Source organism: Bradyrhizobium sp. BRP20, from assembly GCF_020194215.1.
Lineage (GTDB): Bacteria > Pseudomonadota > Alphaproteobacteria > Rhizobiales > Xanthobacteraceae > Bradyrhizobium > Bradyrhizobium yuanmingense.
Genome location: NZ_JADYVY010000006.1, coordinates 193,637 through 209,380, shown reverse-complemented (window position 1 = coordinate 209,380; position 15,744 = coordinate 193,637). Strand labels below are relative to the sequence as shown.

Annotated in this window: 13 protein-coding genes; 10 read left to right on the top strand and 3 right to left on the bottom strand. The window is 65.6% G+C overall.

Translation table 11 applies throughout. The features are described 5' to 3' along the window. The first annotated feature begins 253 nt into the window (after positions 1–253). Both I6F33_RS16685 and I6F33_RS16680 read left to right on the top strand, forming a co-directional pair. Complete coding sequence (locus I6F33_RS16685) at positions 254–688, top strand: hypothetical protein (RefSeq protein WP_225143360.1); 435 nt, start codon at positions 254–256, stop codon at positions 686–688. 217 nt (positions 689–905) lie between these two features. Further along, positions 906–1,847 carry a GAF domain-containing protein gene (locus I6F33_RS16680; RefSeq protein WP_225143358.1) on the top strand — a complete coding sequence of 314 codons (942 nt, stop codon included), beginning with the start codon at positions 906–908 and terminating at the stop codon, positions 1,845–1,847. A gap of 6 nt (positions 1,848–1,853) precedes the next feature. On the opposite strand, the gene I6F33_RS16675 is transcribed toward I6F33_RS16680, so the two are convergent. From I6F33_RS16675 to I6F33_RS16665, 3 genes are all read right to left on the bottom strand, one after another. Then, on the bottom strand, positions 1,854–4,127 hold the full coding sequence (locus tag I6F33_RS16675) for a ComEC/Rec2 family competence protein (RefSeq protein ID WP_225143355.1): 2,274 nt from the start codon (positions 4,125–4,127) through the stop codon (positions 1,854–1,856). Between the two features lie 123 nt (positions 4,128–4,250). Then, positions 4,251–4,637, bottom strand: a complete 387-nt coding sequence (locus tag I6F33_RS16670; RefSeq protein ID WP_036009976.1) for an SgcJ/EcaC family oxidoreductase — start codon at positions 4,635–4,637, stop codon at positions 4,251–4,253. A gap of 17 nt (positions 4,638–4,654) precedes the next feature. Continuing rightward, positions 4,655–6,331 carry a glutamine--tRNA ligase/YqeY domain fusion protein gene (locus tag I6F33_RS16665; protein WP_036009979.1) on the bottom strand — a complete coding sequence of 559 codons (1,677 nt, stop codon included), beginning with the start codon at positions 6,329–6,331 and terminating at the stop codon, positions 4,655–4,657. A gap of 165 nt (positions 6,332–6,496) precedes the next feature. Between I6F33_RS16665 and gltX the strand changes: the two genes are divergently transcribed. From gltX to I6F33_RS16625, 8 genes are all read left to right on the top strand, one after another. Beyond that, positions 6,497–7,924, top strand: coding sequence for a glutamate--tRNA ligase (gene gltX / locus I6F33_RS16660; RefSeq protein ID WP_109143623.1), 1,428 nt, complete (start codon positions 6,497–6,499; stop codon positions 7,922–7,924). Positions 7,925–8,068: 144 nt separating this feature from the next. Next, positions 8,069–9,370 carry a citrate synthase gene (gltA, locus tag I6F33_RS16655; protein WP_036009984.1) on the top strand — a complete coding sequence of 434 codons (1,302 nt, stop codon included), beginning with the start codon at positions 8,069–8,071 and terminating at the stop codon, positions 9,368–9,370. 177 nt (positions 9,371–9,547) lie between these two features. Beyond that, positions 9,548–10,726 (top strand): ROK family transcriptional regulator, encoded by a 1,179-nt coding sequence (locus tag I6F33_RS16650; protein WP_225143515.1) that lies wholly within the window; start codon positions 9,548–9,550, stop codon positions 10,724–10,726. Between the two features lie 60 nt (positions 10,727–10,786). Continuing rightward, positions 10,787–12,073, top strand: coding sequence for an ABC transporter substrate-binding protein (locus tag I6F33_RS16645; protein WP_036025220.1), 1,287 nt, complete (start codon positions 10,787–10,789; stop codon positions 12,071–12,073). Then, on the top strand, positions 12,070–12,993 hold the full coding sequence (locus I6F33_RS16640) for a carbohydrate ABC transporter permease (protein ID WP_036025222.1): 924 nt from the start codon (positions 12,070–12,072) through the stop codon (positions 12,991–12,993). The genes I6F33_RS16645 and I6F33_RS16640 overlap by 4 nt, the downstream gene beginning before the upstream one ends. Next, entirely contained in the window at positions 12,986–13,843 is an 858-nt protein-coding gene (locus tag I6F33_RS16635; protein WP_036025225.1) for a carbohydrate ABC transporter permease, read from the top strand. Before I6F33_RS16640 ends, I6F33_RS16635 begins: the two co-directional genes overlap by 8 nt. A gap of 10 nt (positions 13,844–13,853) precedes the next feature. Then, positions 13,854–14,963 carry an ABC transporter ATP-binding protein gene (locus I6F33_RS16630; RefSeq protein WP_074447993.1) on the top strand — a complete coding sequence of 370 codons (1,110 nt, stop codon included), beginning with the start codon at positions 13,854–13,856 and terminating at the stop codon, positions 14,961–14,963. Continuing rightward, entirely contained in the window at positions 14,960–15,727 is a 768-nt protein-coding gene (locus I6F33_RS16625; protein ID WP_036025234.1) for an SDR family NAD(P)-dependent oxidoreductase, read from the top strand. The genes I6F33_RS16630 and I6F33_RS16625 overlap by 4 nt, the downstream gene beginning before the upstream one ends. The last annotated feature ends 17 nt before the right edge of the window (positions 15,728–15,744 follow it).

The window sequence follows — 15,744 nt, the reverse complement described above, 5'->3', positions numbered from 1 at the left end:
CGCCCGCGCAGGCGCGCAGCAATCTCGCTCTGCTTCACCGGTAGAGTTGTGCCGGCAGTGCTGATAGCTCCGGCCGAATGCAAGGACGCGAGGTTTGTTCCTATCGAATCCGGGAAAGATAATGTGATCGCGCGCTGCGGACGCGAGCCGCAGATTTGCCCATAACCGAGCAGAGCGTTGTATGCTTCCACTCTGATAGAGGCCTGCGCCTCGAAAGAGACGCGGGTCGCTATCCCAGCATGAGGAGCACCCGATGTGTGACTACAGCCTGCATGCCGTCGCGACGCGCCCCGCCGAAGTCGGCGAGACGATCGTCACGACAACCTTCCGCGGCACCTCGACGCGCGGTTTCGCTTCCGAAGCCGATCCCTCCGTCGCGGTCTGTCTGCTGCCGGGGACGGAGCTCGCTTTCGCCGACAATGTCCGCTACGACAACCGCTGGATCTGGACGCGCACCGTGAACTCTCGCGTCGGCAAGTTCGGCAAGATCGACCCGCACATTCCCGATCGCCATCATGACGCGATCGAATTCCCCGACGGCAAATACGTGCTGGTGACGCAGCTCGTCGAAGGCCAGCGCGCGACCGTGCTGCAATTGCCGGTGACGCAGGCAGCCCCCGAGCGCGAGCACAAGCCGCAGATCGTCGCCGACACGCGGCCCACGATCACGCGCCTGCCGATCGGCTGACGCCCTTCGGCCGACAGGCCGAGCCCGGGATTGAAATTGCCGTCGCCGGCCGAGGCCGGCGAGCCCGGCAAGTTTGTGTTTCAGGACATTCGATCGGCGAGCCCACCGCCGCGCCTCGTCGTCGCACGAAGTTTGGGCCGTGCTGCCCGCATTTTGAACGTCCGCTCCGCAGCCAAATGACCGATGCTGTCGTGGTTTGAGGCGGCGGACACGCTCGATGAAGACCTTCATTCGCGTCGTTGAACTCTGGGTACCCGACCGGACGCGCATGCGGCTGGAATTCGGCGGCGGCCTCTACGACGATGGGCTGTCCGCGTTCAAAGCCGTCAGCGAAGAGCTGCACTTCGGATATGACGAGGGACTTCCAGGCAAGGCCTGGGCCTGTGGCCACCCCGTCATCCTCACGAAATTCGCCAACTCCTATTTCAAGCGGACCGATCAGGCCGCTGCGGCCAGCCTCACCTGCGGCGTGGCGGTGCCGGTGTTCGCGGGCGAATTCCTGCAAGCCGTGCTGGTGCTGTTCTGCGGCGACGACGAGGCGCATGTCGGCGCGATCGAACTCTGGCACAACGATCCTGATCTCTCGCATGAGATGGGGCTCGTCGATGGCTATTACGGCACCGCGGACATGTTCGAATTCAACTCCCGCCACACCAGATTTCCGCGCGGCTTCGGCCTGCCCGGACGCACCTGGAAGGCGGGCCTGCCGCTGATCATCAAGGACTTGCACGACGCCAAGAGCTTCCTGCGCTGGGAGGACGCCGCCAAGGTCGGGATCAATCTCGGCGTCGGCGTGCCCTACCGAACCGGTACCGACCAGACCTGGGTTCTGACATTCCTCTCCGCGCAGGCAACGCCGATTGCACGACGCTTCGAGATCTGGGTCCCGAACGAGGACCGTTCGGCGCTGGTCTTTCGCGCCGGCGATTGCAGCGCGCAGACCGACCTCGCCGCACGCTATGCGGCGCAGTCCATCGCCAGGGGCGAAGGCAGCATCGGCGGCGCCTGGGCCGCCGGCATGCCCGCGCTCAACGACGATCTCACCTCTGACGGCTCGATCGCCGGCTCCGAAGCCTGCGCAGCCGGGCTGAGCCGAATGGTGGCCCTGCCGGTTATCGGCAACGGAAGGCTTGACGCCGTGCTGGCCTGGTATTTGTGATCCGCGTCAATCGTCGGCCTGCAAGTCGGCCTCCGATGGCGTTGCGTCCCGGTTGCGGGGCACGGCCGCCTTCGGCACGAGGCTGCCGTCGAAATCTCCCTCGCCGGCGCCGGCCGGCAGCCAGGGACGGCTTGCTCCCCTCGTCCTCACCGCCTGCACCGAAAAGCCCTCGCCGCGTCTCGTCAGAGCCAGTGCGCCCTGACTGGCAAGACGCGCCCGATCGACCACCATCGCCGCGCAATCGGGTGGCGCAGGCCGCGCCGTCACCACCAGCGCGGCGCGGCTGCAATCATCGGCCAGCGCGTCGATACGCGTCGCCAACGCGATCAGTCGTCCGTCCGCGAGCGGCGCCACGCAGCCGGACTCGTCACACGACACCCCGCTCGCCAACGAGGCGTTGCCGGCATCGCGCGGATCGGCATCGGCAGCCAACCACTCCTTCAGCAGGAAGCTGTCCTTGCTGGCGCGGATCACCTGCAAGCGCCCATCCCCGCCCCGGACCGCGACGCTCGCGCCATCCCCGGCAATCAGGATATCGGGCTGCCGCACCGACAGTCCCCAGAGGATCGCTGCCAGCAGCACCAGGGCGCCGGACCAGCGCAAGGGCGTGCGCAACAGGCCCATCACGATGAGCCCGAGGCTCGCTGCGATCAGCGGCGCGATCCCGAAGGCGGGAATGCGGCCGACGGCGCCCGGCAGAGCCGCCACCCAGCGCGCGACCAGGACCATCCACTCGATGCCGATCCCCATCAACCACCAGAACACGCCGTCGAGCCCGAAGGGCGCCGCGAGCAGCCCCAACAGCCCGGCCGGCATCACCAGCGCCGAGACCACCGGCATGGCGCCGAGATTGGCGAGCACGCCGTATGGGGTCACGCGATGGAAGTGGAAGGCGGCGTATGGCGTGGTCGCGAGCCCCGCGATCAGCGAGGCCAGGAACAGCATCGCGATCTCGCGGCCGCCCCACAACGCGATCCGCGCCGTCGCGGAATGATCGGGCGAGGCGAGCAGGTTCGGCATGCCGATCTGCACCAGCGCCACCAGCCCGAGCGTTGCCGCAAACGACATCTGGAAACTTGGATGCACCAACGCCTCCGGCGCGACCGCAAGCACGATCAGCGCGGCAACCGCCAGCGTGCGGAAGGTGATGGCGCGGCGGTCGACCATCACTGCGATCAGCACCACCGCCGTCATGAAGAACGATCTTTGCGTCGCAACCTCCGCGCCCGACAGCAACAGGTAGAACGCGGCCGCGACCAGCGCCGCGGCGGCCGACCATTTCTTGATGGCAGAGCCGGCCGCCAGCCCCGGGATCAAGGCCAGCAGCGCGCGCACCGCGAAGAAGACGACGCCGGCGACGACCGCCATGTGATAGCCGGAGATCGACAGCACATGGCCGAGTCCCGAGACGAACATGGCATCGTTCACGGGCGCGGTGATCGCATCGCGCCGCCCCGTGAGCAGCGCCGTCGCAATCGCGCGGTTGTCGCCTTCGAGCGTTGCGCGGATGCGCGCGTCGATCGCGTCGCGCAGGCCCTGCATGAAGGCGGCATAGCGCAGCCGCAGGCCGCCGCCATCCGGCGGTGTGGACGCCGTGATCGCGCCCATCACGAAGCCGGAGGCGCCGATGCCCTGGAAGAACATGTCGCGCGAGAAATCATAGCTGCCGGGGCGCACCGGCGAGATCGGCGGGAGCAGCCGCGCCTTCAGCTGCACGAAGCTGCCAACCTCAGGCGCCGTGCCCTTGCGCACCGAGAGGCGGACGCGCTCGAGCTTGACGTCGCTGCGCTGCGCCTCCATCGCGCTGACGCGCAGCACGAAACGGTCGGTGCGCTCGCGGATGTCGCGCGCTTCCACGAAGCCCGACAGCGACACCGAATAGAGCGGTTTTGCCAAAACGGTGTGCGCGATACGCGCGGTCTTCCAGGTCGCCACGGCAAAACCAGCCGCGACCGCCGCGAGCATGATGGCGGGCGCAAACAGCCGGCTCCGCCGGAGCAGCACCGCGCCGAGCATTAGCGCGATGGCTGTGGCGGCAACCACCCACAGCACCGGCTCATGATCGGCGGCGAAATAAAGCGCAATGCCGCCGCCGAAGGCGACCGGCACCCACGGCAACAGCCGGCCAGGCCCGGCCTCGCCCCGAGCCCATTGGCGCAGCGTCTCGATGATCGCCGGCCAGATGCCAAAGCCCACCGGCGCAAAACCGCCGGCCGCGCGGCCGACCGGCCACGTCCCGGCAACTCCCTGGGACCGTCCTGGCCGGCCCGGCTCCGCCATTCCCCTGCACCTTACGATACGCGACGGCTGCGGAGGCTACCGGACCGTGCGGCTGCACGAATAGCGGTACGGATCGGGAACAGGCGAAGAGCGCCCTACTTTTCTCCGGGCTGGCGCCCGTTGCTAGATCAGCGGCGCCTGCGAGGAGGCGTGGTGATTGACGATCTTCCACTCGCCGTCCTCGCGGATGATGACCCAGCTCATCTTGACGACGAGATCATCCCGCTCGCCCGCGAGATCGAACGTGATGGTCGCGGCCATGTTGATCAGATCAGGGCCGGCCTGCGCGGCGTGCACATCGGAGAACGCGGCGCTTGGCCTGCGCCAGCGCGGCAGGCCGTTGAAGTATTCGGCGACGCCGTCCCGGCCGCGATAGAGCTTCGGGTTGGAGCCGAAGAAGAATGCGTCCTTCGCATAGAGCGAGGACAGCGCGGCCGCATCGAGCGTCGCGAAGCCGGCGCACCATTTCGCGATGATGGCGGAAACGATGGCGTCGGCCTCGCTGCTCATGTCCTGCTCAGCCCTTCTCAACCCTTGGCGACTTCCTTCGCGAACGTGTCGCGCAGACCGATCGTGCGCGAGAACACCGGCTTGCCGGGCGTCGAGTCCTTGTCACGCACGAAATAGCCCTGGCGCTCGAACTGCATCGGCTCGGTCGAATTGCTCTCCGCAACGGACGCCTCGACCCGCGCATCGGCGAGGATCTCCAGCGAGTTCGGGTTGAGATCGGTCGCGAAGTTCGAGGCATCCGGGCTCGGATTGGCGAACAGCTGGTTGTAGATGCGGATCTCCGCCGGCTTGGAGGCCGCCGCCGGCAGCCAGTGCATGGTCGCCTTGACCTTGCGGCCGTCGGGCGCGTTGCCGCCCTTGGTCGCGGGATCATAGGTGCAGCGCAGCTCCACCACCTCACCCTTGTCGTTCTTGATCACGCCGGTACACTTGACGAAATAGGCATAGCGCAGCCGCACCTCGTTGCCAGGCGACAGGCGGAAGAACTTCTTCGGCGGGTTCTCCATGAAGTCGTCCTGCTCGATATAGAGCTCACGGCCGAACGTGATCTTCCGCGTGCCGGCCGAGGGATCGTCGGGATGATTGATCGCCTCGAGCTCCTCGGTCTGCCCTTCCGGATAATTCTCGATCACCACCTTGAGCGGCTTCAAGACCGCCATGCGCCGCTGCGCCGTGCGGTTCAGCTCCTCGCGGATGCAGAACTCCAGCATGCCGACATCGACCACGCTGTTGGCTTTGGCGACGCCGATGCGCTTGACGAACTCGCGAAGTGCAGCCGGCGGCACGCCGCGGCGACGCATGCCCGCCATGGTCGGCATGCGCGGATCGTCCCAGCCCGCGACATGGCCGTCGCGGACGAGCTGGGTCAGCACGCGCTTGGACAGCAGCGTATAGGTGAGATTCAGCCGCGCGAATTCGTACTGATGCGGCTGTGAGGGCACCGGCAGCTTCTCGATGAACCAGTCGTAGAGCGGTCGGTGGTCCTCGAACTCCAGCGTGCAGATCGAATGCGTGATGCCTTCGATGGCATCCGACTGGCCGTGGGCATAGTCGTAGCTCGGGTAGATGCACCATGCGTTGCCGGTGCGCGGATGGTGCGCATGCAGGATGCGGTACAGCACTGGGTCGCGCAGATTGATGTTGCCCGCGGCCATGTCGATCTTGGCCCGCAGCACGCGCGCGCCGTTGGGGAATTCGCCCGCCTTCATGCGGCGGAACAGGTCGAGGTTCTCCTCCACGGAGCGTTCGCGGAACGGCGAATTCTTGCCGGGCTCGGTCAACGTGCCGCGCGAGAGGCGGATCTCCTCCTGGGTCTGGTCGTCGACATAAGCGAGGCCGTCGCGGATCAGCTGCTCCGCCCATTCGTACAGGCGGTCGAAATAGTCCGAGGCGAAGAACAGGTTCTTGCCCCAGTCAAAGCCGAGCCAGCGCACGTCGGCCTGGATTGAATCGATATATTCCTGCTCTTCCTTGACCGGGTTGGTGTCGTCGAAGCGCAGGTGGCAGCGGCCCGGAAACTCCTGGGCGACGCCGAAGTTGAGTGCGATCGACTTGGCGTGGCCGATATGCAAGTAGCCGTTCGGCTCCGGCGGGAACCGGGTCACGATCTCCTTGTATTTGCCCTGATCGAGGTCGGCCTGGATGATGTCACGAATGAAATCGCGCCCAACCTCAGCTGCCACCGGTTCTGTCATTACGAAAATCCTGTAGGGAAATCAGCGGTCCTTCTGCCAAATTCGCGTGGCCGCGCCAAGAGCTTACAAGAGCTTAAGCAAGGCCTGCCGGGTCCGCCGTCGCCCTTTAGTTATGTCCCGTTCCTGCTATACACCACCGCCTCCAATGCATAGGCCCTGCCAAGAATGTCCGATTCCGTCGTCACGCGCTTCGCTCCCTCGCCGACCGGCTTCCTCCATATCGGGGGCGCCCGCACGGCGCTGTTCAACTGGCTCTATGCCAAGAAGCACGGCGGCAAGATGCTGCTGCGGATCGAGGATACCGATCGGGAACGCTCCACGGAGGCGGCGATCGGCGCCATCCTCGACGGGCTGAAGTGGCTCGAGCTCGGCTGGGACGGCGAGGTCATCTACCAGTTCGCCCGCGCCGCCCGGCACCGCGAGGTTGCCGAGCAGCTGCTCGCCGATGGCAAGGCCTACCGCTGCTACGCCACCGCCGAAGAGCTCGCCGCCATGCGCGAGAAGGCGCGCAGCGAGGGGCGCACCCGCCTCTATGACGGCATGTGGCGCGACCGCGACGCGGCGACGGCTCCGAGCGACGTCAAGCCCACCATCCGCCTGCGCGCGCCGCAGACCGGCGAGACCGTGATCGAGGACCAGGTCCAGGGCCGCGTGGTCTGGCAGAACGAGAACCTCGACGATCTCGTCCTGCTGCGCGGAGACGGCAACCCGACCTACATGCTCGCCGTGGTGGTCGACGACCACGACATGGGCGTCACCCATGTGATCCGCGGCGACGACCACCTGATCAACGCCGCGCGCCAGAAGCAGATCTACGATGCGATGGGCTGGGAGCTGCCCAGCATGTCCCATATTCCGCTGATCCACGGCCCGGACGGCTCGAAACTCTCCAAGCGGCACGGCGCGCTCGGCGTCGATGCCTACCGCGCGATGGGGTACCTGCCGGCTGCGCTGCGCAACTACCTGGTCCGGCTCGGCTGGAGCCACGGCGACCAGGAGATCTTCTCGACCGAGGAGATGATCGACGCGTTCGATCTCGGCAGCGTCGGCCGCGCCGCCGCCCGCTTCGATTTCGCCAAGCTGGAAAACCTCAACGGGCACTACATCCGCCACGCCGACGATCAATCGCTCGTGAAGATGTTCGAGGACGTGCTCGACCACGTCGTGCCGAGCCGCGACGAGATCAAGGCCAAGTTAAACGACACCACGCGCGCGCAGCTGCTCAAGGCCATGCCGGCGCTCAAGGAGCGCGCCAAGACATTGATCGAGCTGATCGACGGCGCCCATTTCATCTTCGCCGACCGGCCGCTGGCGCCGGATCCCAAGGCGCAGGCGCTGTTGACGCCCGAGAACCGCAAGCTGATCGGCCAGCTTCATTCCGCGCTGGAGAAAGTCGAGACGTGGAGCGGCGCCACCACGGAAGCGGCGCTGCGCGCCTTTGCCGAGGAAAATAGTCTCAAGCTCGGCGCGGTCGCCCAGCCGCTTAGGGCGGCGCTCACCGGACGGACGACGTCCCCTGGTATATTTGAGGTTTTGGAGGTGCTTGGACGCCAGGAAAGCCTCGGCCGGCTTAGGGATCAGTCTACGACGTAAGTCGACCATGCGTGCGGCGATCTTGCAGCGCACATAGCAATAATATACCCATCTCCCCCACATTCTGGAACATCCGGCCTGCCCCCATGGTCGCCCTGGGGGTCTCCGGCTCCGGCCCGTCTCACCACACATCGGGGACCTCTGATGGACGCAAAAGAAAGCCCAAAGACCGCGACGCTGACGGTCGGAAACAAGAATTTCGATCTTCCGATCCTCAGCGGCAGCGTCGGGCCTGACGTCATCGATATCGGCAAGCTCTACGGCCAGTCCGGCCTGTTCACCTACGATCCGGGCTTTACCTCGACCGCGAGCTGCCAGTCCAAGATCACCTATATCGACGGCGACGCGGGCGTGCTGGAATACCGCGGCTACCCGATCGAGCAGCTCGCCGAGCATGGCGACTTCCTGGAGACCTGCTACCTCCTGCTCTACGGCAACCTGCCGACCGCCGCGCAGAAGAAGGATTTCGACTACCGCGTGACCCATCACACGATGGTGCACGAGCAGATGGCCCGCTTCTTCCAGGGCTTCCGCCGCGATGCCCATCCGATGGCGATCATGGTTGCCGCCGTCGGCGCCCTCGCCGCGTTCTATCACGATAGCACCGACATCAACGATCCGAAGCAGCGCATGATCGCCTCCATGCGCATGATCGCGAAGATCCCGACGCTGGCTGCGATGGCCTACAAATACACCGTCGGCCAGCCCTTCGTTTATCCGAAGAACTCGCTCGGCTTTGCCGAGAACTTCCTGAACATGTGCTTCGCGGTGCCTTGCGAAGACTACAAGGTCAGCCCGGTGCTCGCCGACGCGCTGGAGAAGATCTTCATCCTGCACGCCGACCACGAGCAGAACGCCTCGACCTCGACGGTGCGCATCGCCGGCTCCTCGGGCGCCAACCCGTTCGCCTGCATCGCGGCCGGCATCGCCTGCCTCTGGGGCCCGGCCCATGGCGGCGCCAACGAAGCCGCGCTGAACATGCTCTATCAGATCGGCACGGTCGACAAGATCCCCGAGTTCATCGCCAAGGTGAAGGACAAGAATTCCGAAGTCCGCCTGATGGGCTTCGGCCACCGGGTCTACAAGAACTACGATCCGCGCGCCAAGATCATGCAGAAGATGTGTCATGCCGTGCTCAAGGAGACCGGCCATGGCGACGATCCGATGCTGAAGGTGGCGATGGAGCTCGAGAAGATCGCGCTCAGCGACCAGTACTTCATCGACCGCAAGCTCTACCCGAACGTGGACTTCTATTCGGGCATCACGCTGAAGGCGATGGGCTTCCCGGTCTCGATGTTCACCGTGCTGTTCGCGGTCGCCCGCACCGTCGGCTGGATCAGCCAGTGGAGCGAGATGATCGAGGATCCCCAGCAGAAGATCGGCCGCCCGCGCCAGCTCTACACCGGCGTCGCCAAGCGCGATTACGTGCCGATCGACAAGCGCTAACGTCAGGCCATCACGCTTTCGCAGCGGCGCCATCGCAAGATGGCGCCGTTTTGTTTTGCGCCCGCACTTTCCTCGTGCTGCCGCGCACAACAACAAGTCCATGCTCACGGCGGCAAGCGCCTTGACAGCCGAAATGCTCCGCGCGCATTCTTACTCTAAGTAAGAATGACGACAGGGATGGAAATGCCGGAGCAGCCGAGAAGTCGGCGGCAGACGCGCGCTGCCATTTTGACTCATCTGCTTCAGTCGGGCGGCTCGTTTCGTCCGCCACTGGCCAAGGCCGTGCGTCTGTCGGAAGCGAGCCTGTCGCGCATCCTGCTTGACCTGAAGGCCGAAGGCCTGATCGAGGAGGTGCGGCGCCCTGCCCCTTACGTCGGCGGCCCGACCGGTCTCGTGTCGCTGGACCACGCGGTGGCGCTGGCAGCCTTCGAGCTGACGACGCAGCGGCTCAGCGTCGGGGTCGGCGGCCTGTCGGGTGAGCTGCACTACACCGAGCGTGTGCCGCTCCCGAAGACGCCTGACGTCGAGACCGTCGGCCGGGCATTTCGCGAAGCGATGACGTTGTTGCGCGACTGGACGCGGCGCCGCCGGATCACCCTCTCGCAGATCGGCGTCTCGATTCCCGGCCTCGGCCGTCTCAGCATATCGGCCAATCCGATCATTCCCTGCGACGTCGCTCGCATCAGCGACATGTTCGGCGAGATGTTCGCCGGCGTGCCGCTCGAATTCACCAATTCGGTCGTCGCGCATGCCACCTTTAACCGCTGCCGCACGGAAAACTACCCGTTCAACGACACGCATCTGTTCGTGCTCGTCAGCCACGGCGTCGCCGGCGCCTGGATGGATGATCCGGCCGAGACCGATGCTCTGCAGCCGATCGAGCTCGGCCACATGGTGTTCGGGCCTGACGGACCGCGCTGCCGCTGCGGACATCACGGCTGCGTCGAGGCCTATACGTCGATTCCCGCGCTGGCTGCGCTTCTCGGCGTTTCCGAGACCGAGCTGCTCCAGCTCGGCAACGAATGGGTCAACACGGTCCCGATCTCATCGCGCGTGCGGCAGGATTTGCGCCGTCGGCTGTTCCGGCTCGGCCTTGCGATCGGCAATACGCTGAACGTCAAGCCGTGCGGCGGCGTTGCAATCAGCGGCTGGCCGTCGCTTCTCGCTGAAGAGGATCGGCAAGCACTGGTCGATGGCATCGACGCCTGCCTGCTGGGCGGACGCAAACTGGCGCAGGTCTCCCTCGCCTTCGTGCCGCCGTCGACCGGCAACGATCCGCAGGCTGCGCTCGCCTTCGCCGCCTTTTGTCTCGCCAGCCGTGGCGGCATGCCCGCGGCATCGACGGAGGCGGCCTGACATGCGCTGAGCCCAAACGGCCTATAAAGCGCGAAAGATTTCACACCGGGAGGAACTGCCATGCCGATCACAACAACAAGGCGTCGTCTGCTCGCTGGCTCCGCTGCCGCGCTCGCATTTCCGCACCTTGCCCGCGCGCAAGGCGCGGCCAAGCCGCGACTGACCGCGATCTCGCAATGGTCGGCGGGCAGCGACGGGGCGGCCATTACGGCGCTCGGCAAGAAATTCGAGGAGAAGGGCGGCGTTTGGCAGCACTCGCCCGTCCCCGGCTTCACCACCGAGATGATGAACAAGCTGCGCGCGCAGATCATGGCCGGCGATCCGCCGGCTTGCTCGCAGCTCAAGGGGCCCGAGATTGCGGCCTGGTCGAAGATTGCGCCCACCGTAAATCTCGATGCCCTCGTCGCGGCCGCCGGCTACGAGAAGGTTGTCGCTCCGGACCTTGCAAAGCTGCACAAGCCCGGCGGCAAATGGATTGCGCTGCCGCTACAGATCTACAGCACCAACATGCTCTTCCTGTCCAAGCGCGCGATGGACAAGGCGAAGGCGGACAAGGTCCCCGTCACCTGGGCCGACTTCAACGACCTCGCCGAAAAGATGAAGGCGGGCGGAGTCGCTTCTCCCATCGCCAATGGCGGCACCCGCCCGGACGACGGACAGAAATTCGAGGCGGCTCTCGCGGGCATCAGTCCGCTCGCCTATCGCGCGGCCATCATGAATCTCGAGAAGAAGGCCCTCGAGGGTCCGGAGATCAAGGCCGCGTTCGCCCAGGTGCGCAAGATCGCCGACTGGATGGACCCCAACGTCGGCGCCCAGCATTTCTCGACCAACCTGAAGCGCTTCATCGACGGCGACATGGGCATGATGATCATGGGCGGATGGGCGCAGGGCGTGTTGCGCAATGCCGGATTCAAGCTCGAGGACTTCATGATTGCGCCAGGCCCGAGCGACAACGGCAAGCCGGTCTTCCTGTTGAATGCCGACGCCTTCATCTTCTGGCAGCGCAAGGAGGCGGACCTGCAAGCCGGCCAGACCCTGATGGCTCAGCTCGTCATGGATCCGGCGATCCAGACCATGTACTCGCAGATCACCGGCTCCATCCCCGTGCGCACTGACGTCGATCTATCAGGCGAAGGCTGGTCGGAGGGGCAACGAACAACCTCGAAGGCCTTGAAGGAGGCCATCGCCAGCAATCAGGCCGTCCTCAGCATGGCGCACAACATGGCGCAGGAAAACGGAATGACCGCGGCGATGATCGACGTAATCACGGAGTACGTGAAGAACAAGACGATCAAGCCGGAGCAGGCAGCCACCCGCCTCGCCGAGGCCGTCGAGGGCGCGCGTTGAGCAATGCCGCCACGATGAGGCCGGGCCGGCCGGCTCTTCCCGAATGGGTGCGCCGGCTGCCCGAATATCTGACGATCTGGGTGCCGCTGCTGCTGTCGGCGGCGCACCTCGTCTCGTTTTCGCTCTGGACGATCTGGATCTCGTTCACGCCGTCCACCCTCGTTCCCGTTGCGGGCTGGGTCGGCTTGCGCAACTACACGGCGGTCACGGCATCGCGCAACTGGCAAATCGCCTTCGACAATTTGCTGCTGTTCGGCAGCGCTTTCGTGCTGCTGAGCGCAGCGACCGGCCTCATCCTCGCGATCCTGCTCGATCAGCGCATTCGTGGCGAGAACGTGCTGCGCTCCATCTTCCTCTATCCCCTGGCGGTGTCCTTCGTGGTCACCGGCACGGTCTGGAGCTGGCTGCTCAATCCCGGTCTCGGGATCCAGAAGCTGGTGCACGACCTCGGCTGGACCTCCTTTAAGTTCGACTGGCTGATCGACCGCGACATGGCGATCTGGACCATTGTCATCGCCGCGATCTGGCAATCCTGCGGCTTTGCCATGGCGCTGTTCCTTGCCGGCCTTCGCTCGGTCGATCCCGACATCATCAAGGCCGCGCAGATCGACGGCGCGGGACCGGTCCGAACCTACCGGCGTATCATCCTGCCGTCGCTGTGGCCGATCACGGTCACCGTCGTGGTGATCCAGTTGCAGTTCGCGATCTCGACCTTCGATCTCGTGCGCGCACTCACCAACGGCGGACCAGGAATCGCGACCCAGCTGCCGGCACTCGTCGTCTACGACCTGATGTTCCAGCGCAGCCTGCTCGGCCGCGGCGCGGCGGCGGCCGTGCTGATGTTGCTCATTCTTCTCGCGGTGCTGCTGCCCTACGCGGCGTGGCGATACATCCAGCGACGGCGAGGCGCCCATGCCTGACCGCAGCTTCGCACCGACCCGGATCCTGATCTATCTCGCCGTCTTCTTGATCGCCGCGGCCTGGCTCGCGCCGCTCGTGGTCGTGGTGCTGAACTCGCTGCGGACCAACGAGGAGATCGCGCAGGGATCGATGATCGGCTGGCCGCAGCATCTGTCCTGGAGCAACTACGCCGCAGCCTGGAGCGGCTTCTGTGTCGCCGAGACCTGCGCCGGCATCCGGCCCTACATGCTGAACTCCGCGCTGGTCACGATTCCCGCCACGATCTTCTCCACCCTGCTCGGCGCAATCGCCGGTTACGCCGTGTCGCTCTGGCGCTTCCGAGGCGACAACTGGATCTATGGCATCGTGACGCTTGGCCTGTTCCTCCCCCAGCAGATGCGCCTGTTGCCCTGGACCATCGTGCTGCGGGACATCGGCCTCATCAACACGCTGACCGGCCTCGTGCTGATTCACACCATTCAGGGGCTCTCATTCACCACGCTGTTCTGCCGGAATTATTATGTCGCCATTCCCCATGAACTGATCAGGGCCGCCCGCATCGACGGCGCCGGCTTCTTCCGCATCTTCTGGCGCATCATCCTGCCGCTCTCAGGTCCCATCCTGATCGTCACGGTGATCTGGCAGTTCACCCATATCTGGAACGAGTTCCTCTATGGCGTGACGTTCACCACCGGCCAGCAGCAGCCCGTCACCGCAGCGCTTATCGCGCTGTCCGCCGCCGTCGCGGATATCCCGCAGCATGGCGTGCAGAGCGCAGCGGTGATCATCGCCGCGCTGCCCACGCTGTTGATCTACCTGCTCGGCGGCAAGTACTTCGTCCGCGGCCTGACTGCCGGGGCCGTGAAATGATGGAGTTGTCATGGCAGCACTGAGCATTCGCGCCCTGTCCAAGCGTTACGCCAATCTGGAGGTGCTGAAGGACATCGCGCTCGACATCGAGAGCGGCGAGTTCACCGTGCTGGTCGGCCCGTCCGGCTGCGGCAAGTCCACCCTGCTCAACATCGTCGCCGGGCTCGACCGCCCGAGCGCGGGAACGATCGAAATCGGCGGCCGCGTGGTCAATGACGTCGCGCCGAAGGACCGCGACATCGCCATGGTGTTCCAGTCCTACGCGCTCTATCCCTCGATGACCGTGCGCCAGAACATCACCTTCGGCATGGAATGCCGTCACGTTCCCAAAGCCGAGCAGGACGCTGCGGTCGGCCACGTCGCAAAACTGCTCCAGATCGAGCCGCTGCTCGGCCGCAAGCCCTCGCAATTGTCCGGCGGCCAGCGCCAGCGAGTGGCGATGGGACGCGCGCTGGTGCGCAATCCCCTGCTCTTCCTGTTCGACGAACCGCTCTCCAATCTCGATGCCAAGCTGCGCGTCGAGATGCGGATGGAGATCAAGCGCCTGCACCAGCGCATCGGCGCCACCATCGTCTACGTCACCCACGACCAGATCGAGGCGATGACGATGGCGACGCGGATCGCCGTGATGCATCAGGGCAGCGTGCAGCAATTCGCCGATCCCGACACCGTGTACCGCTATCCCGCCAATCTGTTCGTCGCACGCTTCATGGGCTCGCCGCCGATGAACACCATGCCGGCGCGGCTCGAGGCCGAAAATGACGGTCCGGTCGTCGTGATCGGCGCGGGACGGCCCGACGAGCTTCGTCTGCGCCTGAGGGGATATGACGCCGCAGCACCCTTTGTCGGGCGCAAGGTGGTGTTCGGAATCAGGCCGGAATGCATCGCTGAGGGGAGCCGCACGTTTTCCAGCGAAGCGCCTGTCCTCGTCGAGGCGCCGGTGGAGCTGGTCGAGCCCACCGGCGCCGAGACGATGGTGCTCCTGCGGCTCGGCGGCGAGCCCGCGATGGCACGAGTCTCGCCGGATATCCGCCCCGCGCCCGGCACGTCCGCCGCCTTCGCGCTCGACACCCGCCGCATTTGCCTGTTCGACCCCGAGACGGAGCGCCTGATCGCATGACGAAGACGACCTATTCCAGCCTAGCCGGCAGCGTGGTGCTGATCACCGGAGGCGCCAGCGGCATCGGCGCCGCCTTCGTCCGGGCCTTCGCGGGCCAAGGCGCCCGGGTCGCCTTCTTCGACATCGATAAGGACGCCGGCGAAGCCCTGGTGCGGGAAATAGCGGCCTCGTCCGGGCCTGCGCCGCTGTTCGTGCCCTGCGATCTCCTCGACATCGATGCCCTGCGCAGCGCGATGGCAGAAGCCCGCCGCTCGCTTGGCGACGCCGCCGTTCTCGTCAACAACGCCGCCAACGATCAGCGCCAGGCTCTCGCCGAGGTCACGCCGTCCGAGTTCGACTGGATGATCGGCGTCAATCTCAAGCACGTCTTCTTCGCGGCGCAAGCGGTGGTGCCACAGATGCAGGCGCGCGGCGGCGGCTCGATCATCAACATGTCGTCGATCGCCTGGATGCGCGGCGCGCCGGCACTGCCGGTCTACGCCGCGGCGAAAGCGGCGATCGTCGGCTTCACCAACTCGCTGGCGCGCTCCGTCGGTCCCGACCGCATTCGCGTCAACGCGATCGCGCCGGGCATGGTCATCACCGAGCGCCAGCGCAGGCTGTGGTATCCGGACGATCGGGTCATCGCCGAGATACGCTCGCGCCAGGCGGTGCCCGATGCGGTAACGCCCGAAGACATTGCCAATATGGCACTGTTCCTCGCCTCCGACGAAAGCCAGCGCATCACCAGCCAGTGTTTCAGGGTTGATGGCGGACTCGCCTAGGCCGGTGCGCATAAGAC

What these genes read in the sequence shown, in the direction of transcription:
- I6F33_RS16675 (WP_225143355.1), bottom strand. Translation starts at nt 4,127, where the DNA reads ATGGCGGAGCCGGGCCGGCCAGGACGGTCCCAGGGAGTTGCCGGGACG.
- I6F33_RS16665 (WP_036009979.1), bottom strand. Translation starts at nt 6,331, where the DNA reads ATGACAGAACCGGTGGCAGCTGAGGTTGGGCGCGATTTCATTCGTGAC.
- gltX (WP_109143623.1), top strand. Translation starts at nt 6,497, where the DNA reads ATGTCCGATTCCGTCGTCACGCGCTTCGCTCCCTCGCCGACCGGCTTC.
- I6F33_RS16685 (WP_225143360.1), top strand. Translation starts at nt 254, where the DNA reads ATGTGTGACTACAGCCTGCATGCCGTCGCGACGCGCCCCGCCGAAGTC.
- I6F33_RS16645 (WP_036025220.1), top strand. Translation starts at nt 10,787, where the DNA reads ATGCCGATCACAACAACAAGGCGTCGTCTGCTCGCTGGCTCCGCTGCC.
- I6F33_RS16680 (WP_225143358.1), top strand. Translation starts at nt 906, where the DNA reads ATGAAGACCTTCATTCGCGTCGTTGAACTCTGGGTACCCGACCGGACG.
- I6F33_RS16650 (WP_225143515.1), top strand. Translation starts at nt 9,548, where the DNA reads ATGGAAATGCCGGAGCAGCCGAGAAGTCGGCGGCAGACGCGCGCTGCC.
- I6F33_RS16635 (WP_036025225.1), top strand. Translation starts at nt 12,986, where the DNA reads ATGCCTGACCGCAGCTTCGCACCGACCCGGATCCTGATCTATCTCGCC.
- I6F33_RS16670 (WP_036009976.1), bottom strand. Translation starts at nt 4,637, where the DNA reads ATGAGCAGCGAGGCCGACGCCATCGTTTCCGCCATCATCGCGAAATGG.
- gltA (WP_036009984.1), top strand. Translation starts at nt 8,069, where the DNA reads ATGGACGCAAAAGAAAGCCCAAAGACCGCGACGCTGACGGTCGGAAAC.
- I6F33_RS16630 (WP_074447993.1), top strand. Translation starts at nt 13,854, where the DNA reads ATGGCAGCACTGAGCATTCGCGCCCTGTCCAAGCGTTACGCCAATCTG.
- I6F33_RS16625 (WP_036025234.1), top strand. Translation starts at nt 14,960, where the DNA reads ATGACGAAGACGACCTATTCCAGCCTAGCCGGCAGCGTGGTGCTGATC.